The organism is Novosphingobium oxfordense (genome assembly GCF_044029435.1).
Classification (GTDB): domain Bacteria; phylum Pseudomonadota; class Alphaproteobacteria; order Sphingomonadales; family Sphingomonadaceae; genus Novosphingobium.
Map to the genome: position 1 here is coordinate 1,796,913 of NZ_CP147005.1, position 20,008 is coordinate 1,816,920.

The 20,008-nt window shown below is 65.1% G+C and carries 22 protein-coding genes and 1 other RNA gene; 12 read left to right on the plus strand and 11 right to left on the minus strand.

The genetic code is table 11. The features are described 5' to 3' along the window. Window positions 1-24 precede the first annotated feature (24 nt). Together WBP07_RS08315 and WBP07_RS08320 are read right to left on the minus strand one after the other, a co-directional pair. Complete coding sequence (locus tag WBP07_RS08315; protein ID WP_395395447.1) at window positions 25-477, minus strand: hypothetical protein; 453 nt, start codon at window positions 475-477, stop codon at window positions 25-27. 87 nt (window positions 478-564) lie between these two features. Continuing rightward, complete coding sequence (locus tag WBP07_RS08320; protein ID WP_395395449.1) at window positions 565-2,709, minus strand: malate synthase G; 2,145 nt, start codon at window positions 2,707-2,709, stop codon at window positions 565-567. Between the two features lie 306 nt (window positions 2,710-3,015). Here WBP07_RS08320 and WBP07_RS08325 point away from each other — a divergent pair, with 306 nt between their 5' ends. Next, window positions 3,016-3,312 (plus strand): hypothetical protein, encoded by a 297-nt coding sequence (locus WBP07_RS08325; protein WP_395395450.1) that lies wholly within the window; start codon window positions 3,016-3,018, stop codon window positions 3,310-3,312. 109 nt (window positions 3,313-3,421) lie between these two features. Beyond that, window positions 3,422-4,501 (plus strand): acyltransferase family protein, encoded by a 1,080-nt coding sequence (locus WBP07_RS08330; RefSeq protein ID WP_395395451.1) that lies wholly within the window; start codon window positions 3,422-3,424, stop codon window positions 4,499-4,501. 35 nt (window positions 4,502-4,536) lie between these two features. Here WBP07_RS08330 and ssrA read toward each other — a convergent pair. Then, window positions 4,537-4,939, minus strand: a transfer-messenger RNA (tmRNA) gene (ssrA, locus tag WBP07_RS08335). A 118-nt stretch (window positions 4,940-5,057) separates the two neighbouring features. Next, window positions 5,058-5,474 carry a large conductance mechanosensitive channel protein MscL gene (gene mscL, locus WBP07_RS08340; RefSeq protein ID WP_395395452.1) on the minus strand — a complete coding sequence of 139 codons (417 nt, stop codon included), beginning with the start codon at window positions 5,472-5,474 and terminating at the stop codon, window positions 5,058-5,060. 212 nt (window positions 5,475-5,686) lie between these two features. On the opposite strand from mscL, the gene WBP07_RS08345 reads away from it, so the two are divergent. The 7 genes from WBP07_RS08345 (at window position 5,687) to WBP07_RS08375 (ending at window position 10,841) form a co-directional block, all read left to right on the plus strand. Beyond that, the gene (locus WBP07_RS08345; RefSeq protein WP_395395453.1) at window positions 5,687-6,292 is read left to right on the plus strand and encodes a LemA family protein; all 606 of its coding nucleotides are present in this window, start codon (window positions 5,687-5,689) and stop codon (window positions 6,290-6,292) included. 4 nt (window positions 6,293-6,296) lie between these two features. Further along, a complete protein-coding gene (locus WBP07_RS08350) occupies window positions 6,297-7,118 on the plus strand; it encodes a TPM domain-containing protein (RefSeq protein WP_395395454.1) in 822 nt (273 codons plus the stop codon). A 14-nt stretch (window positions 7,119-7,132) separates the two neighbouring features. Beyond that, entirely contained in the window at window positions 7,133-7,816 is a 684-nt protein-coding gene (locus WBP07_RS08355; protein WP_395395455.1) for a TPM domain-containing protein, read from the plus strand. Further along, complete coding sequence (locus WBP07_RS08360) at window positions 7,813-8,373, plus strand: NUDIX hydrolase (protein ID WP_395395457.1); 561 nt, start codon at window positions 7,813-7,815, stop codon at window positions 8,371-8,373. The genes WBP07_RS08355 and WBP07_RS08360 overlap by 4 nt, the downstream gene beginning before the upstream one ends. 5 nt (window positions 8,374-8,378) lie before the next feature. Next, window positions 8,379-8,648 carry a hypothetical protein gene (locus WBP07_RS08365; RefSeq protein ID WP_395395458.1) on the plus strand — a complete coding sequence of 90 codons (270 nt, stop codon included), beginning with the start codon at window positions 8,379-8,381 and terminating at the stop codon, window positions 8,646-8,648. A 5-nt stretch (window positions 8,649-8,653) separates the two neighbouring features. Beyond that, a complete protein-coding gene (locus WBP07_RS08370; protein WP_395395459.1) occupies window positions 8,654-8,872 on the plus strand; it encodes a hypothetical protein in 219 nt (72 codons plus the stop codon). Window positions 8,873-9,002: 130 nt separating this feature from the next. Beyond that, window positions 9,003-10,841: a diguanylate cyclase gene (locus WBP07_RS08375; RefSeq protein WP_395395461.1), complete on the plus strand. Its 1,839-nt coding sequence runs from the start codon at window positions 9,003-9,005 to the stop codon at window positions 10,839-10,841. Between the two features lie 250 nt (window positions 10,842-11,091). On the opposite strand, the gene mmsB is transcribed toward WBP07_RS08375, so the two are convergent. The 7 genes from mmsB to WBP07_RS08410 form a co-directional block, all read right to left on the minus strand. Beyond that, window positions 11,092-11,961 carry a 3-hydroxyisobutyrate dehydrogenase gene (gene mmsB / locus WBP07_RS08380; protein WP_395395462.1) on the minus strand — a complete coding sequence of 290 codons (870 nt, stop codon included), beginning with the start codon at window positions 11,959-11,961 and terminating at the stop codon, window positions 11,092-11,094. A gap of 157 nt (window positions 11,962-12,118) precedes the next feature. Next, entirely contained in the window at window positions 12,119-12,901 is a 783-nt protein-coding gene (locus tag WBP07_RS08385; RefSeq protein WP_395395464.1) for an enoyl-CoA hydratase-related protein, read from the minus strand. Window positions 12,902-12,911: 10 nt separating this feature from the next. Further along, window positions 12,912-13,256 (minus strand): hypothetical protein, encoded by a 345-nt coding sequence (locus tag WBP07_RS08390; RefSeq protein ID WP_395395466.1) that lies wholly within the window; start codon window positions 13,254-13,256, stop codon window positions 12,912-12,914. Then, window positions 13,253-14,311: an enoyl-CoA hydratase/isomerase family protein gene (locus WBP07_RS08395; RefSeq protein ID WP_395395467.1), complete on the minus strand. Its 1,059-nt coding sequence runs from the start codon at window positions 14,309-14,311 to the stop codon at window positions 13,253-13,255. The genes WBP07_RS08390 and WBP07_RS08395 overlap by 4 nt, the downstream gene beginning before the upstream one ends. Window positions 14,312-14,329: 18 nt before the next feature. Beyond that, window positions 14,330-15,472 (minus strand): acyl-CoA dehydrogenase family protein, encoded by a 1,143-nt coding sequence (locus WBP07_RS08400; protein WP_395395468.1) that lies wholly within the window; start codon window positions 15,470-15,472, stop codon window positions 14,330-14,332. A 28-nt stretch (window positions 15,473-15,500) separates the two neighbouring features. Further along, window positions 15,501-15,974 carry a hypothetical protein gene (locus WBP07_RS08405; RefSeq protein WP_395395469.1) on the minus strand — a complete coding sequence of 158 codons (474 nt, stop codon included), beginning with the start codon at window positions 15,972-15,974 and terminating at the stop codon, window positions 15,501-15,503. 87 nt (window positions 15,975-16,061) lie between these two features. Next, window positions 16,062-17,555: a CoA-acylating methylmalonate-semialdehyde dehydrogenase gene (locus tag WBP07_RS08410; protein ID WP_395395470.1), complete on the minus strand. Its 1,494-nt coding sequence runs from the start codon at window positions 17,553-17,555 to the stop codon at window positions 16,062-16,064. Between the two features lie 155 nt (window positions 17,556-17,710). Between WBP07_RS08410 and WBP07_RS08415 the strand changes: the two genes are divergently transcribed. From WBP07_RS08415 to WBP07_RS08425, 3 genes are read left to right on the plus strand one after another with little or no spacing between them, the layout of a single operon-like run. Further along, a complete protein-coding gene (locus WBP07_RS08415; protein ID WP_395395472.1) occupies window positions 17,711-18,604 on the plus strand; it encodes a LysR family transcriptional regulator in 894 nt (297 codons plus the stop codon). Between the two features lie 28 nt (window positions 18,605-18,632). Then, entirely contained in the window at window positions 18,633-19,124 is a 492-nt protein-coding gene (locus WBP07_RS08420) for a flavin reductase family protein (RefSeq protein ID WP_395395474.1), read from the plus strand. 7 nt (window positions 19,125-19,131) lie between these two features. After that, window positions 19,132-19,953, plus strand: coding sequence for an alpha/beta fold hydrolase (locus tag WBP07_RS08425; RefSeq protein WP_395395476.1), 822 nt, complete (start codon window positions 19,132-19,134; stop codon window positions 19,951-19,953). The last annotated feature ends 55 nt before the right edge of the window (window positions 19,954-20,008 follow it).

The window sequence follows — 20,008 nt, forward strand, 5'->3', positions numbered from 1 at the left end:
GAGTCCACCTGATTAGAAAACGCCCTAGATCGCGATATCCGCAAGATACAGCGCCCAGGCCACGCCACCGGCCAGGATCACCAGCATGACGGCCGCCTGAAGCATACGCGCGGAAAGCGGTCCATCCGAAGCGAGGGCCTTTGCCAACCCGCGACGCGGCTCGAAAGCTGCTGCCGCCGCAGGGCTCAGGCGCAGCGGAACCGCATCGCCCAGCAGCAGCGCCGCCACGTTGATCGCCTCACCCAGTGAAATGCCGCAACGCCGGCCAATCCGCCAGCGCACGCGGCCGACCAGCGCCTGCCGACCCACCATAACCTCGACGATCTCGCCGCGAGCCGGCGGTCGGTCCATCGTCACGCGGAGTGCCCGCGTGCTGGCGCCCACCACCCGCGCATCGCCGTCGCTCGCAGAACCGCGCACACGCACCCTGACGGGCGCACGCGTCCGATCCTCGGCGAGAATCCGCTGCTCCTTCATGGAATTTGGCCCCCGGAACTCTCTTTCCGGGGACCCTATAGCGGAAGTTTCAAAAGGAAGTTAACTTTTAAGCAAGATTGAAAAAAGTCAGGCCTCCACCATCGCCGAAGCGCCCGCCTTCTTGCGCAGACGCCAGGCGTGGAGCAGCGGTTCGGTATAACCGTTGGGTTGCTCCACACCCCGGAACACCAGATCGCAGGCCGCGCGGAATGCGAAGGACGTTTCCCAGTTGCCCGTCATCGGCTCGTAAAGCGGATCGCCGGCATTCTGGGCATCGACCTTGGCCGCCATGCGGTGCAGCGCATCCATCACTTGCGCCTCACTGCAGACGCCGTGCAGGAGCCAGTTGGCCATGTGCTGGCTGGAAATGCGCAAGGTTGCGCGGTCTTCCATCAGCCCGACATCGTTGATGTCCGGCACCTTGGAACAGCCGACGCCCTGGTCGATCCACCGCACGACATAGCCCAGCAGGCCCTGTGCGTTGTTTTCAAGCTCCTCGCGGATTTCATCCTCGGACCAGTTGACGCCATCGGCCAGCGGAACCTGCAGCAGCAGGTCGAGGCCGGGGATGTCCCCGCCCGCAATCTCGCCCCGCAGGCCGAACACGTCCACCTCGTGGTAGTGCATCGCGTGAAGCGTCGCCGCCGTGGGTGACGGCACCCAGGCGGTGTTGGCGCCGGTCCTGGGATGGCCGATCTTCTGCTCCAGCATGTCCCGCATCATGTCCGGCGCGGCCCACATGCCCTTGCCGATCTGCGCCACGCCCGAAAGCCCATGCGCAAGACCGATGGCGACATTGCGCTTCTCGTAAGCGGCGATCCAGGTGGAGCCCTTGATCGCGTTCTTGCGGATCATCGGCCCCGCCCGCATCGAGGTGTGGATCTCGTCCCCCGTGCGATCGAGGAAGCCGGTGTTGATGAAGACGATGCGATCCTTCACCGCGTGGATGCAGGCGGCAAGGTTCGCCGACGTGCGCCGCTCCTCATCCATGACGCCCACCTTGATGGTGTGGCGATCGAGGCCAAGCAGATCCTCCACCGTATCGAACAGGTCGTTGGTGAAGGCGCACTCTTCCGGGCCGTGCATCTTCGGCTTGACGATATAGATCGAGCGTTCGCGGCTGTTGCCGAAGCGGGTGATCCCCATGACATCCTGCTTGCCGATCGCGCTGGTGATCACAGCATCCATCACGCCTTCGGGAATCTCGCTGCCGTCGGGCAGCAGGATCGCCGGATTGGTCATCAGATGGCCGACATTGCGGATGAACAGCAGTGATCGGCCCGAGAGCGCGATCTGCTCACCACCGGGGACGGTAACGGCCTTGTTGTCCGCCAGTTCGCGCGTCAGCGTGCGGCCGCCCTTCTCGAACGTCTCGGTCAGATCGCCGCGGATCAGGCCCAGCCAGTTTGCATAAGCCGCCAGCTTGTCCTCGGCATCGACCGCCGCGACCGAATCCTCCAGATCGACGATCGTGGTCAGCGCGGATTCCAGAACGATATCAGCAATGCCCGCCTGGTCGGTTGCGCCGACCGGGCTCGACGGATCGATAACGATCTCGATGCCAAGACCGTTGGAGCGGTAGAGGCGCCCCCTCGCGGTCTCACCGATGTACTGCCCCGGATCGGCCAGCAGCGCATCCACGGTCTCGGCATCGGCCCACGAACCGCACGCCAGCGGCAGCGCCTTGTCCAGAAACGCCCGGCCCGCCGCGATCACCGCCGCGCCGCGCACCGGGTCATAGCCCTTGCCCTGCGCGGGCGCAGCGTCCAGCGCGTCGGTGCCGTAGAATGCGTCATAGAGGCTGCCCCAGCGCGCATTGGCGGCATTGAGCAGGAAGCGCGCGTTGAGCACGGGGACGACCAGCTGCGGGCCTGCCATCGTTGCGATTTCGGGATCGACGCCCCTGGTGCCGATGGTGAATGCGTCAGGTTCGGGGACCAGATAGCCGATCTCTCGCAGGAAAGCCTGATATTCGCCCTGCTCGATGGGCTTGCCGGTGCGCGCCTCATGCCAGGCGTCGATCCTTGCCTGAAGATCGTCACGCTTCGCCAGCAGGGCGCGGTTGCGCTGGGCGAATTCGCCCAGCAGCTTTGCAAAGCCGCTCCAGAAAGCCGCCGCATCCAGCCCCACGGGGGGCAGGACCTGCTCCTCGACAAAGCGCGCCAGTGCGCCGTCGACCCGCAGGCCAGCTCGTTCGATGTGGCCCGAACGCTCCAGATTGTCCGTCATCATTCCTCGCAGTCCATACGCGCGGAGCCACGCGGGCGCGGCGCGTTCCGTGATAGTAGCCAAGACTGTCCCGGGGAGGAATGGCCGCCCGTATGCCCGATCGATCCGCAAATGGCAACAGCGCCTTCGCCCCGTTTACCGCAGTGTGCCGCAAAGGGAGTACCCCGTCGGCCCCTCTTACAACACCGTCGGAAACGCTTACATTGCAAGGACTCGTCAACCATCGAGTCCGCCTGGAACCCGTGACTGGCATGGACGTTGCTCTATAGAATTTGGAGCTAGGTGGGGGCGAGGCTGAGAAGGAACGTCATGTTTCGCAAGATCGCCCGTCTTTTCGTCATCAAGACGAACTGGGAAGCTTACATGATCATTTATGCGCTCGCGCTGGGCGCGGTGGAGCGTGGCAGCGTCTACCTCACGCGCTTTCCCGGTTTCGGCGGCAAGCTGCTGTTCCTGGCCTGCACAGGCGCGGTGTTCATGGCCGGCGGCAAGATCCTGGATGCGCTGAAGTACGAGAAGGCGCAAAGACTGGCCGCCGCCGCGCAAGAGGCTGCCCCACGACAGGCCCGGCAATCGTCATCGCGGCGGGAACGCGAAGCGGCCTGATTCCGGCTCTTCCGGCCTCCCGATTCTTCCGCCCCCCCTTTGCAGTCCGTAGTCCTGATTGTTGCTGCTGCAGTGCGCTTGCTGACACTCTGCCACCATGTCGCCCACCATGCCGCAGAGTCGTACCAACTTCACGGTCGTCCACGCGCTTCGCGGAATCGCCTGCCTTTGGGTCCTGCTTTTCCATGCGGCCGAGGGCCGTCATATAGACAGCCTGGTGCCCTACGCGCCGTTCCTCTTCAGGGACGGCCACCTGGGCGTGGCGATCTTCTTCGCACTCAGCGGCTTCGTGATCGCCCATAGCCTGTCGGGCCGTGGAGGGGGCGATTCGCCGATCGCGACAAGCGGCGATCTTGGACGGTTCCTGTTGCGGCGATCGCTGCGCCTGGATCCCGCCTACTGGACATCGATGCTCATCACCATCGGCTTCGCCGGGTTCGCGGCGATGATCCGGCACGAACCCCATCTGGTGCCGACCAGCGGGCAGATCGCCGCGCACCTGCTCTACTTGCAGGACCTGCTGGGCGTCGCGGAGATCAACCCGGTCTACTGGACGCTGGCCTGCGAGTTCCAGTTCTACCTCTTCTTCGCGCTGATGCTGCTGGTCCGCGCGCGATGGACGCAGGCGGGGTGGCCGATGGCTGCCGCGATCAACCTGGCGGCCTTTGCGCTGGCCATCGCTGCCGCCTTCTGCCTGTTCGGCAAGGATTGGTCAGGCGTCTTCGTGCAGTTCTGGCATGTTTTCTACCTGGGCGTCCTGGCGCGCCGGGCACTCGATTCGGAAGTGGCGAAGCTGGGCTTTCTTGCGCTGGCCATAATCCTGCTGGGCACGCCCGGCTTCGATCGCACCGCCGCGCTTACCGCGATATTCCTGTTCCTGGCCGTTCGCAGCGGTTGGGCGCAGACCGGCCTCAACTGGCGCTGGCTTCAGTTCCTGGGCACGATTTCCTATAGCCTCTACCTGATCCACAACCCGCTGACCGGCGCGGCCGGCTTCATCGGCCACCGCCTGTTCGGCAGCGGGCCCGCAGCCGATCTCATCTGCCTGGCGCTGATCCTGGCTGCCTCCATCGTCGGCGCCGCGCTGCTGTGGTGGATGGTCGAGCGCCCCTCGCACTGGCTGTCGCGCCGCATCCGGCTGGGCACGGCAACGCCAGCTACCAGCGCGCTGGTGCCGGTGTCCGCCTGAAATCCGCGACGAGGTCTGAAATCGATAATAAGGGAGGTGGGGTGTTTCTGTTGCAAGGTACACCCCGGACCCCTGGAATCCCTTCTGTTGCCCGGTGGGTCCAACCGCGCTTTAGCTTTGTAACGTCAGGCCGTTAGGCCCTAGAATTACGCGGCGAGAGCGAGTGCTTCGTTGTCGTTGGCACTTGTGAGTTTTGAGCCTTGAACGGGTTACTCAGCCCGAATGAAAACACCGCTTTTCAACACACGTCGATCCTAGTTCGGCCCCGTCATCACCCCTGCGACAACAGGGTTGCCCAGCACTGGGCTGGACGGGTGATGGTGGAGCCGCCGGGTACCGCCCCCGGGTCCGCTGTGCCTATTGTACGGCGCAGTTTATCATCATATCCGGCAAGCCGGCAGAGACGCATATAGGGTGTCCGCCGCAAAAGAAAAGGGGGAGAGCAAACGCCCTCCCCCCTCGGCATTTCGGGTGTGAAACGCGGTAAAGCCTGTTTGGAAAATGCCTGAAAGGGCATTTCCGGGCCGTCACCTGCGGCGAATCCCCAAAAGGCCTCTTACTTCTTCAGCGCATCGCGGATTTCGGCCAGCAGTTCCACTTCGCTCGGACCGGCAGGCGCGGCTTCCTTGGCCGGCATCAGGCGATTGGCCTGGCGCACGATCAGGAAGATGACGAAGGCCAGGATCAGGAAGTTGATCACCGCCGTAATGAAAGCGCCATAGCCGAACATCGCCACGCCGGCCGTCTTCAGCGCGGCATAGGTCGTCGGCCCCTTGTAGGTGTCCGGAATCGTGCCGAGCACGACGAACTTGTTGCTGAAATCGATGCCACCGGTGATCAGGCCGATGAACGGCATGATCACGTCATCGGTGAGAGAGGCCACGATCTTGCCGAACGCGGCGCCGATGATCACACCTACGGCAAGGTCCAGAACGTTGCCGCGCGCGATAAAAGTCTTGAATTCCTGAAGCATATTTCACGGGTCCCCTGGGTTTCCCCGGCCGGCAGGCCGGGCTGTGCCCTGCGAGGGTGGCACATTGGCCCTTATGTAACAATCGGTTGCGGTCAACGGTTGCATCCGGGACGGTCCTTGAACCGCCACCCACCCCTGCTATCTATGCACAAGGACGTGATGGGGCCGGTCCGGCCCCCTCGGGAACACACGCCCATCAGGAGGATCCCCCCATGCGCCTTTCCACCGCATCGCGTTTCGGCCGCAATGCCCTTGTCATCGGCGCGGCCGCATCGCTGGCCGGCTGCGGCTTCAACTCGGTGCCGACCAAGCAGGAAGCCGCCAAGGCCAAGTGGGCCGACGTGCAGGCCGCTTTCCAGGAACGCGCAAATCTGGTGCCGAACCTTGCCGCCGTGGCCAAGGGCGCAGCCACGCAGGAGAAGGAAATCCTGACCGGCGTGGTAGAGGCGCGCGCCAAGGCCACCAGCGTGCAGGTAAACGCCGGCGACCTTACCGATCCGGCGAAGATGCAGCAGTTCCAGGCCGCCCAGTCTCAGTTCGGCGACAGCCTCTCGCGCCTGCTGGTCAGCGTGGAGCGATATCCCGATCTCAAGTCGATCGTGAACTACCAGATGCTGCAGAGCCAGCTTGAGGGCCAGGAAAACCGCATCCGCATCTCCGTGCGCGATTACAACGCCGCCGTTCAGGACTTCAACACCGAAGTCCGCACGTTCCCGACAATGATCGGCGCCAAGCTGCGCGGCGCATCGCCGATGGTGCCCTATCAGGCGACGACGCCGGGTGCGGAAGTGGCGCCCAGCCTCGAAGGCAAGATGTGATCCGGTGAACAGCCTCCGGGCCGTTGTTGCGGCCATCCTGTTGGCCTTCGGCGCGCTGCTTGCCCAGCAAGCAGCCGCCGAACCGACGTTCCCCAAGCTGACCGGCCGCGTCGTCGACGATGCCAACATCATCCCGGACGATCAGGAAGCGCAGCTGACCCAGAAGCTGGACGCGCTGGAGAAGAACTCCGGCCGCCAGCTGGTGGTCGTCACCCTGCCCAGCCTGCAGGGGTACGAGATTTCGGACTACGGCTACCAGCTCGGCCGCGCCTGGGGCATCGGCGAGAAGGACAAGAACACCGGCGCCCTGCTGATCGTAGCCCCGAACGAGCGCAAAGTGCGGATCGAAGTCGGCTACGGCCTGGAACCGATCATCACCGACGGCCTTTCGTTCCTGATCATCAACAACGATATTCTCCCGCGCTTCAAGGCCAACGACTATCCCGGCGGCATCAATGCCGGCGCCGATGCGCTGATCAAGCAGCTGACCCTGCCGCCCGATCAGGCGCGCAAGGTGGCGGCGGACGCCGATGCCGCGCGCAAACCGCAGGAGGGCGGCTTCCCGATCGGCACCATCGTCTTCATCGGCTTCATCGTCCTGTTCGTGGTGCTGCCGATGATCAACGAGGCGCGCGGCGGCGGACGGCGGCGCAGCGGCCTGGGCGGTCCGATCATCTGGATGCCCGGCCCCTTCGGCCGCGACGATGACGATGACCACTGGGGTGGTGGCGGCGGCTGGGGCGGCGGTGGCGGCTTCGGCGGAGGCGGCGGTTTCTCGGGCGGCGGCGGCAGCTTCGGCGGTGGCGGCGCGAGCGGCAGTTGGTAGAGGAGAGACGGACGATGCCTTCCCCCATCTACCTTTCGCCCGACGATCATGCCCGCATCAGCGCGGCCGTGGGCGAGGCGGAAATGCACAGCTCGGGCGAGATCGTGACCGTGCTGGCGGACCGTTCGGACGGCTATACCGACGTGGCTCTGGCGTGGAGTGTCGTCGTGGCCTTCCTCGCCCTTGCCGCGCTCACGATTGCGCCGGGGTTCTACATGGGCCTGTACGACCGGATGCTGGCCGAGTGGGGCCACGAATGGACCCCGCGCATGATCGTCGGCTTGGTCGGCGGCGTGGTCGCGATCAAGTTCGCGGCGATGCTGGCGCTGCAAATGTGGCAACCGCTGAAGTTCTGGCTGGTGCCCGGCCCGGTCAAGACCATGCGCGTCCACGCCAACGCCATCCGCGCATTTCGCATCGGCGCGGAACAGCGCACAGTGGGCCGCACCGGGGTGCTCATCTACCTTTCGATGCGCGAACACCGGGCGGAGATCGTGGCCGACAAGGCCATCGCCGCAAAGGTCGATCCCGACGTCTGGGGCCATGTCATGTCCGCCATGCTCGCCCATGTGGGGCAGGACCGCGTGGCGGACGGCATGGTGGTGGCCGTGGGCAAAGTGGGCGCGATCCTTTCCGAACACTTCCCCCGCGCCGATGACGACATCAACGAACTACCCGACAGGCTGATCGAAGTATGACCGAATTGACCGACCTTCCCCTCCCGCCCGACGCGGACGCGCCCGACGAGGTGATGTGGCAGGGCAAATTCATCACCACCCGCAAGCGCGGCCGCTGGGAATACGTCAGCCGCGCGCGCGGCATTCGCGCCGCGGTGATTCTGGCCGTGGATGCCGAAGATCACGTGATCCTGGTCGACCAGTTCCGCGTGCCGCTGGGTAAGCGCTGCATCGAACTGCCCGCCGGCCTGGTGGGCGATCATGACGATCATGCGGACGAAGACGCTTCCATCGCCGCCGCCCGCGAACTGGAGGAAGAGACCGGCTACCACGCCGGCCGCATGGAAAACCTGGGCGAGTTCTACTCCTCCCCCGGCATGGTCAGCGAAAGCTTCACCCTGTTCCAGGCGCATGACTTGGTGAAAGTGGGCGAAGGCGGCGGCGTCGATAGCGAGGACATCGTCGTCCACCGCGTGCCGCTGGCCGGGATCCAGCACCAGATCGCCGAATGGCGCGGCGCCGGCTATGCGATGGATGTAAAGCTGCTGATGCTGCTGGGCGCACGGATACTGGGCTGAAAGCGATGGATGCCCTCCCCCTCTTTTTGGGCATCCCGACCCTTGCCCGTGGCGTTCCGATGGCGCTCCGGCCAGCCCGCAACCGGAGCATCGCCAATGCGCGATGGCGTCAACGTCTTGAAGAACTGGAAGGCGGCGCGCCGGAATCCTATTTCGAAGAACGCCGCTCCCTGATTGCCTACCCACCATGCAGGACGGACCGGCGCACGCGCGTGGTTGGCATCCTTTCGGTGTTCATCGGACTGGCGTTGATCGCCCTCTCCTTCCGACATTGACCGCGATGAAGACCACGCTCGGCATATGCCAGCGCAAGAAGCGCTTCGAAACCGAGGAGGAAGCTCTGGCCGTGGCGGCGCGGGCAGAGGTGACGCTGCGCCCCTACCGCTGCCCGCTATGCCGTCATTATCACCTGACAAGCCGCACCAAGGGCATGCGCCTGCCGCGATTCGAGCGTGAGAGGCGCGAAGGGGAACAGCCCGCCGATCGCCACCAGTCCTGATGGCGACGTAAGCTCGCTTCATCGAAATTCCGGCCTCGACCTGTAAAATCTTCGCGATTGCAACCGATTGAGGTTGCAAGACTCCTACGATTGACCGAGGGCTTCCCCTCAGCCCCCTATGGAGTTTCCCTTGGTCGGATCGTTATCCCGGCGCATTGTCGTGCTTTGCGCCATCCTCAGCGTCGTGCTGGCCGTTCTGGCCGGCCTGCTGCTCGACGCATCGGCGCAGATGCGCACGAGCCTTCGCTGGGTGGCGCATTCGTCCGAAGTGCTGGAAACCGGCAGCCGCGCGCTGCGTCATTTGCAGGCCGCCGAATCCGGCCAGCGCGGCTTCATGCTCACGCAAAATCCCGAATTCGCCAACAGCGTGGCTGACGAAGTGGCAGCGGCCCGCCGCGATGCCGGCGGCCTTGTGGCGCTGACCTCGGACAACCCGCTCCAGAACGTCCGCGCACGGCAAGTCCAGTCGCTGATCGCGCAGCGCACGCAGGCGCTGGAAGAAACCGGCAGCCTTGCCCGCTCGGGCGATTTCGCGGGCGCCCGCGATCGCGTCGCCTCGGGCAAGGGCCGCTATCTGATGCTGCTGGTCAACGCGCGGATGAATGACTTGCTGGCGGCAGAGCGCACGCTGGCGGCGGAACGCATGGACACCGTGCAGGCGCGACTGGACAGCATCCGCTGGCTGGTGATCTTCGGCACGCCGATCTCGGTCATCACGATCACTTTCATGGCCACGGCCCTGATCCACCGCATCCGCCGCCCGGTCGACCAGATGATGGCAGTGATGGGCCAGTTGGGCGCTGGTGACCGCAGCGCACGCGTGACGGGGCGGATGGATTCGAACGAGTTCCAGCGCCTCGCCAAGGGTTACAACGCCATGGCGGACGAATTGCAGGCGGCCGTCGCCGATCAGGTGACCAGCGCGGAACAGCTCCACAACGCCAACCACGAACTCAGCCGCAATGCCGAAGTGCTGCGCGAGCGGGGCGAGGTGATCGAACTGCTGGGCGGCATGGCCCATCGCATGCAGGCCGCCCGCACCGACGATGAACTGGCCGCGATCATCCGCGTCTTCGTGCCGCGCGTACTGCCCGAGATCCCCGGCGCGCTCTACGCCCACAACAATTCGCGCAACCTGCTGGTGCCGATCGCCTCCTGGGCCGGCCTTGAAGTGGAAACCGCCGGTTTCGCGCCCGATCAGTGCTGGGCGCTGCGTCGCGGCCAGAGCCACTACGTGATCGAGCCGGGTTCGGACATCGTCTGCGCCCATGTCGGCGGCCATACCGACCACTACCACTGCGAACCGCTGCTGGCTGGCGGCGAGGTGATCGGCGTGCTTTATCTGAAGGGCGTGGTCGGCGCGGAAAACCGCTTCCGCCTGACCGTGCTGACCGAGAACATCGCCTCCGCCCTCGTCAACCACCGCCTCCAGCGCGGCCTGCGCGAACAGACGATCCGCGATCCGCTGACCGGCCTGTTCAACCGCCGCTACATGGAAGAGACGCTGGCGCTGGAAATCGCCCGCGCCACGCGCACCGGCAGCCCGCTCAGCCTCGTCATGTGCGACGTCGACCACTTCAAGCGCTTCAACGACGAGTTCGGCCATGAAGCCGGCGATGCGGTGCTTCACGCCGTGGCCGCGGAAATGCGCGCGCGGTTCCGCGACGGCGACGTCGTCTGCCGCTTCGGCGGAGAGGAATTCACGATCATCGCGCCGGGCTCATCCGCGATCGTGCTCGCAGAGCGGGTGGAGATGGTCCGCCAGGCAATCAGCGAACTGACCGTCCACCAGGGAGGCCGAATGCTGGGCCTGACGACGATGTCGTTCGGCATCGCCACCTGGGAAGAGAACATGGAGCGCGACGGCTCCACGCTGATCAAGGCCGCCGACGCCGCGCTCTACCGCGCCAAGCGCGACGGCCGGAACCGTGTGGTACTGGACGGCCGTTCCGAGGTTTTGGCGGCATAAGCGGGGGCGGGTTTGCCGCTGCTGCAGCTACACCGTCTCCAACCAACTCATTCACCGAACTAACTCACCCGTCGCCCCCGCGAAGGCGGGGGCCCCGCTTTTCTTGGCAACGGCGCGTCTCAGCACAGGCGTTAAAGAAGGAAGCGGGATCCCCGCTTACGCGGGGATGACGAGGTTGTTTGCTGAGGTGAAGATATGGGAATGAGAGGCTATCCAGCCTGGAACCTGCGTACTGCGGCCTCCGCCGCCCTCAAAGCGTCGTGAAGATCGCCCCGAAATCCTTGCCGCCATTACCGGCCTCGACGAAGGCTTCGTAGATCTTCGTCGCATGCTCGCCCATCGGCACCGTCGCCCCCGAAGTCTCCGCCCCCGCCATCGCGAGGCGCAAGTCCTTCAGCATCAGCGCCGAGGCGAACCCCCCGGCATAGCCGTTGTCCGCCGGGCTGGTCGCACCAACGCCGGGCATCGGCGTATAGTCGTTGAGCGACCAGCAATAGCCGGTGGCCTTCGAGCTGATCTCATAGAACGTCTGCGGATCGAGGCCCGCCTTCTCGGCCAGCGCCAGCGCCTCGCAAGTGCCGATCATGTGGATCGCCAACAGCATGTTGTTGCACATCTTGGCGACCTGCCCTGCCCCGGTATCGCCGGCATGGATCACCGCCTTGGCCATGGGCTCCAGCACCACCTTGGCGCGATCGAACACCGCATCGCTGCCGCCGACCATGAACGTCAGTGTGCCGCCATTGGCCGCCGCGATCCCGCCGGAGACGGGCGCGTCTACCATCTCGTACCCTTCGCCATGCGCCAGTTCGACCACCTCGCGCGCAGTGGCGAGATCGATGGTCGAGCAATCGAGGAACAACGCGCCCTTGGGCGCCTTGCCGAAAACTTCCTGCGTATAGACGGCGCGGACGATCCCGCCATTCGGCAGCATGGTGACGACGGCATCAACACCCTCGACCGCATCAGGGACGGTTTCGAACACCGCGCAGCCCTGCTCGGCCGCGCGGGCAAGCGCGTCGCCGGAAAGATCGAAAGCGTTCACGGAATGGCCGGCCTTGACCAGATTGGCAGCCATGCCGCCGCCCATGTTGCCGAGACCGATGAAGGCGATTTTCATGACATTCTCTCCCAATCTCACGGGCACAAGCCCGTCATCCCAGCGAAAGCTGGGACCGCTATCGGTTTACGCGAGGCCAGTTGAGTAGCCGGGCAGCTCCTGAGCGTGCCCGGCCCGCAACGATCCCAGCTTTCGCTGGGATGACTCCAATTGGATATTACCGGCCCTTCCAGACGCCCGGGCGCTTCTCGACGAAGGCGGCCATGCCTTCGGCCTTGTCTTCGGTGGCGGTCAGCACCTGGAACATGCGGCGCTCCATGACGAGGCCGGTGTCCAGCGTCGTCTCGAACGCCAGGTTGACCATTTCCTTGTTCATCATCGCGGCCAACGGCGGCATGCCGGCAATGGCCGCAGCGGCCTTCAGCGCCTCATCCAGCAGTTGATCGAGCGGCACCACGCGGCTGACGAGGCCCGAACGCTCCGCCTCGGCAGCGTCCATCATGCGGCCGGTCAGGCACATGTCCATCGCCTTCGACTTGCCGACCGCACGCGCAAGGCGCTGCGATCCGCCCATGCCCGGCGCGACGCCCAGCTTGATTTCCGGCTGGCCGAACTTCGCATTTTCAGAGGCGATGATGAAGTCCGCCATCATCGCCAGTTCGCAGCCGCCGCCCAGCGCGAAGCCGTTGACGGCCGCGATCCAGGGCTTGCGCGTGGTCTTGACGATCTGCGCCGTCCAGCCGGCGAAGAAGTCCTGCGCATAAAATTCGGCGCTGGCCTTCTCGACCATTTCCTTGATGTCGGCGCCGGCGGCGAATGCCTTCTCGCCCGATCCGGTGATCACCGCGCAGCCCTGCGACTTGTCCGCCTCGAACGCAGCGAAAGCCTCGATCAGATCGGCCAGCACCTGGGAATTCAGCGCGTTCAACGCCTGCGGCCGGTTCAGCGTGATGAGAGTGACGTTGCCCTTCTTCTCGACCAGAATCGTCTCGTAGCTCATCGGATATCCTTCAGGTGTTCGCTTCGATGTTGGCGATCAGCGCGGCAAGATGCGCGGCGCTGGCGTGTTCGTGCGCCTCTTCCTTGGAAGTCAGCGTGTTGTCGTAAGGGATCGGTTCGTCGAACTGATCGGTGGCAAGGTCCCAGAAGCGGCCGTCCACCTGGTTGTAGAAGTGGGTGCCGCCCTTGGTGGCCGTCTTGAAGATGTCCCCGCCGAAATAGTGCTGCACCGCCAGCGCGGTTACCGCGCACTGGTTACGGCAGGGATTCGACGGATCGAACGGATCGGGGATGGAATCGGGACCCCAGGATTTCTTGACGACGTGGTAGAGATCGATCGGCGTCGCAAAAGTCAAAAAGGCCTCCACTCTTCTTCCGGCGCCAGCGGCGCGAAAATCGCATCGAGCATGTCCTCGGTCACGCCTTCCGGCTCGGCCGGCTTCCACTTCGGCGCATGGTCCTTGTCGACGATTACCGCGCGCACGCCCTCGGCAAAGTCGGGCAGGATCAGCACGCGGCAGCCGATGCGGTACTCCATCGCCATGTTCTGCGCGAAAGTGCTCAGCGTCAGTGAGGTAGCAAGCTGCCGCAGCGAGACCTTGCAGGCCTGCGGGCTCTTGGTGCGCAAGGTGGCAAGTTCACGCACGGCCCACTCGCTCTCGTCGCCTTCGAGCGAGGCCAGCACCTGCTCCAGCGTATCGAACGCGAAGTGCTTGCGGATCTGCGCATCGTGCGCGGCGATCTTCGGTTCCGGCGGAGTGACCGACAGCGCAGTGAGCACGGCGCCGATATCATGCCCGGCGGCGATGCGGCGCTTGGCTTCGGGCAGATCCTCGCTCTGAAGGTAATGGGTGGCAAGGCCCGCCCAGAGGCATTCCGCCCCGTCCAGCCGCGCGCCAGTCAGCGCCAGGAACTGGCCCAGCCGCCCTTCCAGGCGCGAAAGATACCAGCCGCCGCCGACGTCCGGGAACAGGCCGATGCCGGTTTCCGGCATGGCGAAGCGGGTGTTCTCGGTCGCCACGCGATAATGCGCGGGCTGCGAGATGCCGACGCCGCCGCCCATGGTGATGCCGTCCATGAAGGCGACCACGGGCTTGGGATATTCGAACAGCTGATGGTTCAGCTGATACTCGGCAAAGAAGAAGCGGCGGCCCGAATGACCGTCATCTTCCAGCGCCGAACGACGCAGCAGGTTGATGTCCCCGCCGGAGCAGAAACCGCGCCCCTCGCTGTGTTCGATCCACACGGCCTTCACGCTGGGATCGTCAGCCCATTCGGCCAGCGAATCGCGCATCGACTCGCACATGCCCAAAGTGAGTGCGTGAATCGCCTTCGGGCGGTTCAGCGCGATCACACCGGCAATGCCTTCGCGGGACGTAAGCAGTTCTTCAGTCAGCAAATCGGTGGTCATGGTCGTCCCCGTTCAGGCTTACTTGAGGAGGTCGCGCCCAATGATCATGCGCATGACCTCGTTGGTGCCTTCAAGGATACGATGGACGCGCAGGTCGCGCCAGAACCGCTCGATCGGATAATCCCTCAGATAGCCGTATCCGCCGAACATCTGGAGCGCCCTGTCGACGACGGAGGAGCCGGTGTCGCTGGCCATCATCTTCGCCATAGCGGCAAAGCGCGTCTTGTCCGGCGCGCCTGCGGTCACCTTCGCGGCGGCGAGGTAGAGCAGCGCGCGGGCGGCTTCCAGTTCGGCCGCCATGTCGGCCAAGCGGAACTGGGTGTTCTGGAATTCGGCGATCGGCTGATCGAACTGCTTGCGGTCCTTCACATAGGCGATCGCTTCATCGAGGCAGCGCTGCGCACCGCCCAGCGAGCAGGCGCCGATGTTCAGGCGCCCACCGTCGAGGCCGGCCATGGCGAACTTGAAACCGTCACCCTCTGCGCCGACGCGGTTCTCGACCGGAATGCGGGCATCCTCGAAGATAACCTGCGCGGTGGGCGAGGCATTCCAGCCCAGCTTCTTTTCGGGCGCGCCGAACGAAACGCCGGGCGTATCCTTGTCCACCACGAAGCAGGAAACGCCGCGCGACTTGTGCTCGCCCGTGCGCGCCATCACCACATAGACGTCGTTGACGCCGCCGCCGGAGATGAACTGCTTGGTGCCGTTGAGGACGTAAGCGTCGCCATCCAGCCGCGCGGTGGTCTTCAGCGCCGCCGCGTCGGAACCCGAGCCGGGCTCGGTCAGGCAGTAGGAGCCGATCTTCTCCATCGTCACCAGATCGGGCAGGTAGCGATCCTTCAACTGCTGATCGCCGAACTTGTCGATCATCCAGGCGACCATGTTGTGGATCGAGATATAGGCGCTGGTCGCCGCGCAGCCGTAGGACATGGCCTCCATGATCAGCGCCGCGTCCAGACGGCCGAGACCGATGCCGCCGTTCTCTTCCGAAACGTAGATCGCGCCGAAGCCCAGTTCGCCCGCAGCCTTCCACACGTCGACCGGATAGTGGTGCTTCTCATCCCACTCGGCCGCGAAGGGCGTGATACGGTCGGCAGTGAACTTGCGCGCCGTTTCCTGGATCGCGAGCTGGTCTTCGGTGAGGCCAAACTGTTCGGTCATAGTGTCCTGCTGCTGTCTGGTGGCGCCTCTAGGGGCACTTCTTATAGGTGAGCGTTCCGGGCGCGGCGTCCGGCCCGGTGTCCTTGCGGACAAGCGTCTTGCCGCCGTCGGGGGTGGAGAGCGCAACGTCAAGGTTCCAGGTCTGCCCTTCGCCCGAAAAGGCGAAATCGGCCGTGATCGCATGATCGGAGGCCGACTTGATGGTGCCGAGCCCGGCGACCGCTTCGTAGAAAGTCAGCCGCTTGGCATCGATCGTCAGCAGGCCCTTGGCATCGCCGGCCGTACTGGTGCAATCCGCATCGACCACGCCCCACCGGCCGCGCAGAGCCTGGGGGATTTCGGTGGGCAGCGGGGCCGGAACGACCTCCGAAGTAGCCTGCGTCACCGGCGTTTCGCTCGTGGCGGTTGCCTCCGGCTGCGGCTGCTTTTGGCAGGCCGCCAAGCCGAGAGCGAGCGCAACGGTAAGGGAAAGCGGGGCAGCTACGGTCCTGATATTCATCATGAAACGTCCTCTTGCACTTCGGGCATTCAACGAGGAACGCCCCTGGCTGCCCCGCTGCTCCTGCCCCGCTGTTCCTGCCCCGCTATATCACCCCATGGTCGGAATGATGAAGGCGCTGTCGCCCGCGCCGCCGTCCGGCCAGCGCTGAGTCACGGTCTTCACCTTGGTCCAGAAGCGGACGCCTTCCATGCCGTACTGGTTGTGATCGCCGAAGGCCGAACGCTTCCAGCCGCCGAAGCTGTGATAGGCGACCGGCACCGGGATCGGCACGTTCACCCCGACCATGCCGACCTGCACGCGGTTCACGAACTCGCGCGCGGCATGGCCGTTGCGGGTGAAGATGGCGACGCCGTTGCCGTACTGGTGCTTGGTGGGAAGCTCCACCGCCTCCTCGAACGTCTTGGCGCGCACGATCTGCAGCACGGGGCCGAAGATCTCTTCCTTGTAGGCACTCATCTCCGGCGTCACATGATCGAACAGCGACGGGCCGACGAAGAAGCCTTCCTCGTACCCCTGAAGCGAGAAGCCGCGACCGTCGACCACCAGTTCCGCGCCCTCGTCGACGCCGGTCTGGATCCAGTTCTCGATCTTCTGCTTGTGCACGGCGGTGACCACCGGGCCGTACTGCGCCTCCGGATCGTTGGAGACGCCCACCTTCAGCTTGTCGATCGCGGCGATCAGCTTTTCGCGCAGGATATCGGCGGTCTCGTCACCCACGGGAACGGCAACCGGCAGCGCCATGCAGCGTTCGCCCGCCGAGCCATAGGCGGCGCCCATGATGTCGTTGACGGCCTGGTCCATGTCCGCATCGGGCATGACGATGGCATGGTTCTTCGCACCGCCCATCGCCTGCACGCGCTTGCCGGCGGCAACGCCGCGCGAATAGACGTAGTGCGCGATGTCGGATGATCCGACGAAGCTGACGGCGGCGATGCCCGGATGATCGAGGATCGCGTCCACCATCACCTTGTCACCGTGCACTACCTGCAGAACGCCCTCGGGCGCGCCGGCTTCGATGAACAGTTCGGCCAGACGGTTCGGCACCGAGGGATCGCGTTCCGACGGCTTGAGGATGAAGGTATTGCCCACCGCGACCGCCGGGGCGAACATCCACATCGGGATCATCGCCGGGAAGTTGAACGGGGTGATGCCCGCGCCCACGCCCAGCGGCGCGCGCAGCGAATAGACGTCGATGCCCGGGCCAGCGCCCTGCGTATATTCGCCCTTCAGCATGTGCGGGATGCCGCAGCAGAATTCCACGACCTCAAGCCCGCGCTGGATGTCGCCCTTGGCGTCGTCCACCACCTTGCCATGCTCGCTCGCCAGCAGTTCGGCGAGGCTCTGCATGTTCTGCTCGATCAGTTCCTTGAACTTGAACAGCACGCGGGCGCGGCGCTGCGGGTTCATGGCCGCCCACTTGGGCTGCACGGCCTGTGCAGTGGCGACCGCACGGTCGAGCAGCGCGGCATCGCCCAGCGGCACTTGCGCCTGCACCGCACCGGTGCTGGGGTTGAAGACGTCGCCGAGACGCGCGGACGGACTGCCGGGTCCGCCGACTACGAAATGGTCAATCAGGCGCATTCCTCATCCTTTCGAAATTCTGTCCTGGGCACGTTCGCGCCCTTAGAAGGGGTAGGTGGTCCCGGTCCGATTTGCAGGCAAGCTGAAAATACGCCATCGATAACTGCACATTTGCAGCCCGAAGGGTGATTTCCCGCAGTGACGATGCCTTACTGATGCCCTCGATCGACTGGAGCGACTATCAGGCCTTCCTAGCCATCGCCCGGGCGGGGCAACTCGCCGCCGCGGCGCGCGCGCTGGGCGTGGACCCCACCACGATGGGCCGCCGCCTGCGCCGGCTGGAGGCCGCGCTGGGCACCCGCCTGTTCGAACAGACCCGCAGCGGGCAGGATCTGACCGAGGCTGGCGAGGCCCTCCTCGCGTCGGTGGAGGCGATGGCCAAGGCCGTCGGTCAGATCAGCGAACAGGCCGCGCACGGCGACGGGCTTTCCGGCACCTTGCGCATCAGCACCTCGGAAGGGTTCGGCTGCTGGTTCCTCGCCCGCCACTTGCCCGCCTTCCAGTCCGCCCACCCGCGCCTTGCCATCGATCTTGTGGCATCGAGCGGCTTCCTCAGCCCCGGCCGACGCGAGGCGGATGTGGCCGTCATGCTCTCGCGCCCGCGCACCGGGCCGTTGGTGGCGCACAAGCTGGCGGACTACACGCTGGCCCTCTATGGCAGCCGCGATTATCTGGAGCGGCACGGCACCCCGCAGCGCCCGGCGGACCTGCTGGAAGGCCACGGCCTCGTCGGCTACATCCCGGACCTGATCTACGCGCCCGAACTGCGCTATCTGGACGAGATCCACGGCGGACTTCGCGCCACGATCCGCTCCCCCAGCATCACCGCCCAGCAGAGCCTGATCGCCAGCGGCGCCGGCCTTGGCGTGCTGCCTTGCTTCATGGCCGATGGCGACGCGCGGCTGGTGCCTGTCCTCCCCGAAAAGCGCATCCTGCGCAGCTTCTGGTTCGTCACGCACCAAGACATCCGCAAGCTGCCCCGGGTAGTCGCCTTCCGGCAGTGGCTTGACGAAACCGTCAGGCACATGGAGGGAGTTCTCACGCCATGATTGGCAAAATTCAGGGACAGACCGCACAGTGACCATCACGACCATCGATCCGGCCGAATTCCGCAAGGTGCTGGGCAGCTACCCCACCGGGGTCTGCGTAATCACCGCGCTGGACGAGGATCGCCCGGCAGGCATGGTGGTGGGATCGTTCACCTCCGTCTCGCTCGATCCGCCGCTGGTGGGCTTCTTTCCCGACCGGCGTTCCACCTCGTGGCCATTGATCGAGAAGGCGGGCCACTTCTGCGTCAACGTGCTGGCCAGCGACCAGGCAGATGTGTGCCGCGCCGTCACCGCCAAGGGCGCGGAGAAGTTCGTGGGCGTGGAATACACCGTGTCCGCGCATAACCTGCCGATCATCGCCAACTCGATCGCCGCCATCGAATGCCGCCTCTATTCGGTGACCGAGGCGGGCGACCACTGGTTCGTGCTGGGCGAAGTGCTGCGCATGGAAACGGTGCGCGAAGACGATCCGATGCTGTTCCACAAGGGCCGCTACGGCGGCTTTGCAGAGCGGATGTGATCCCGTCGTGAAAGACTTTCGCGTCGAACTGCCGGGCGGAACGCTCGCCGGCGTGCGGCGCGAAGGTGCGGGTCAAAGTTCGAGCCAAAGTTCGGGCCAAAGTTCGAGCACGCCGCTGGTACTGGCCCACGGTTTCGGCGGTTCCCGGCACGACTGGGAACGGGTGATAGCCTCCCTGCCCCCGGAACTGCCGTTGATCGCCTACGACGCGCGCGGCTTCGGCGCATCCACTGCTGAGCCGGGCGTTGCCTTCTCTCATGCGGACGACCTGCTCGCCCTGCTCGATGCGCTGGGCGTGGAGCAGGCCGACCTCTGCGGCCTTTCGATGGGCGGCGGAAACGTGCTCCACTTCGCGCTCGACCATCCGGAGCGCGTGCGGCGGCTCATTCTGGTCAGCCCGCTGATGCTTGGCTGGTCGTGGACGAGCGACTGGATCGACCGCTGGAAAGCCATGGGCCGCGCCGCCCGCGCCGGAGACATGGCGACCGCGCGCGAACTCTGGTGGCACCACCCCCTGTTCGACAGCACGCGCGAAATCCCGGAGGCAGCCGCGCATCTGAAAGCCTCGATCGACGCCTTCGCCGGCCACCAGTGGGCACAGGACGACCAGCGCCCCGAATTGCCCGAAGTGGACCGCCTGACCGACCTAGCCACGCCAACCCTGCTGCTCACCGGCGCGCGCGATACGGAAGACTTTCGCCTGATCGCCGAGTTGATTGCAGGGGCCGGACAAAACGTGACGCGCCTTGACCGTGCCGAGGCCGGGCACCTGCTCAACCTTGAAACACCCGACACGCTGGCCCGCGAAATCAAGGCGTTCCTTTCCTAAGGCCGTGTAGCATTTAAGCGAAGGATGCGGAATTGGCCGCCCACCGAACCAACCG

Excerpts from the sequence above, each read along its gene's own strand:
- WBP07_RS08315 (WP_395395447.1), bottom strand. The coding sequence starts at position 477 with ATGAAGGAGCAGCGGATTCTCGCCGAGGATCGGACGCGTGCGCCCGTC.
- WBP07_RS08320 (WP_395395449.1), bottom strand. The coding sequence starts at position 2,709 with ATGATGACGGACAATCTGGAGCGTTCGGGCCACATCGAACGAGCTGGC.
- WBP07_RS08325 (WP_395395450.1), top strand. The coding sequence starts at position 3,016 with ATGTTTCGCAAGATCGCCCGTCTTTTCGTCATCAAGACGAACTGGGAA.
- WBP07_RS08330 (WP_395395451.1), top strand. The coding sequence starts at position 3,422 with ATGCCGCAGAGTCGTACCAACTTCACGGTCGTCCACGCGCTTCGCGGA.
- mscL (WP_395395452.1), bottom strand. The coding sequence starts at position 5,474 with ATGCTTCAGGAATTCAAGACTTTTATCGCGCGCGGCAACGTTCTGGAC.
- WBP07_RS08345 (WP_395395453.1), top strand. The coding sequence starts at position 5,687 with ATGCGCCTTTCCACCGCATCGCGTTTCGGCCGCAATGCCCTTGTCATC.
- WBP07_RS08355 (WP_395395455.1), top strand. The coding sequence starts at position 7,133 with ATGCCTTCCCCCATCTACCTTTCGCCCGACGATCATGCCCGCATCAGC.
- WBP07_RS08360 (WP_395395457.1), top strand. The coding sequence starts at position 7,813 with ATGACCGAATTGACCGACCTTCCCCTCCCGCCCGACGCGGACGCGCCC.
- WBP07_RS08365 (WP_395395458.1), top strand. The coding sequence starts at position 8,379 with ATGGATGCCCTCCCCCTCTTTTTGGGCATCCCGACCCTTGCCCGTGGC.
- WBP07_RS08370 (WP_395395459.1), top strand. The coding sequence starts at position 8,654 with ATGAAGACCACGCTCGGCATATGCCAGCGCAAGAAGCGCTTCGAAACC.
- mmsB (WP_395395462.1), bottom strand. The coding sequence starts at position 11,961 with ATGAAAATCGCCTTCATCGGTCTCGGCAACATGGGCGGCGGCATGGCT.
- WBP07_RS08385 (WP_395395464.1), bottom strand. The coding sequence starts at position 12,901 with ATGAGCTACGAGACGATTCTGGTCGAGAAGAAGGGCAACGTCACTCTC.
- WBP07_RS08395 (WP_395395467.1), bottom strand. The coding sequence starts at position 14,311 with ATGACCACCGATTTGCTGACTGAAGAACTGCTTACGTCCCGCGAAGGC.
- WBP07_RS08400 (WP_395395468.1), bottom strand. The coding sequence starts at position 15,472 with ATGACCGAACAGTTTGGCCTCACCGAAGACCAGCTCGCGATCCAGGAA.
- WBP07_RS08405 (WP_395395469.1), bottom strand. The coding sequence starts at position 15,974 with ATGATGAATATCAGGACCGTAGCTGCCCCGCTTTCCCTTACCGTTGCG.
- WBP07_RS08410 (WP_395395470.1), bottom strand. The coding sequence starts at position 17,555 with ATGCGCCTGATTGACCATTTCGTAGTCGGCGGACCCGGCAGTCCGTCC.
- WBP07_RS08415 (WP_395395472.1), top strand. The coding sequence starts at position 17,711 with ATGCCCTCGATCGACTGGAGCGACTATCAGGCCTTCCTAGCCATCGCC.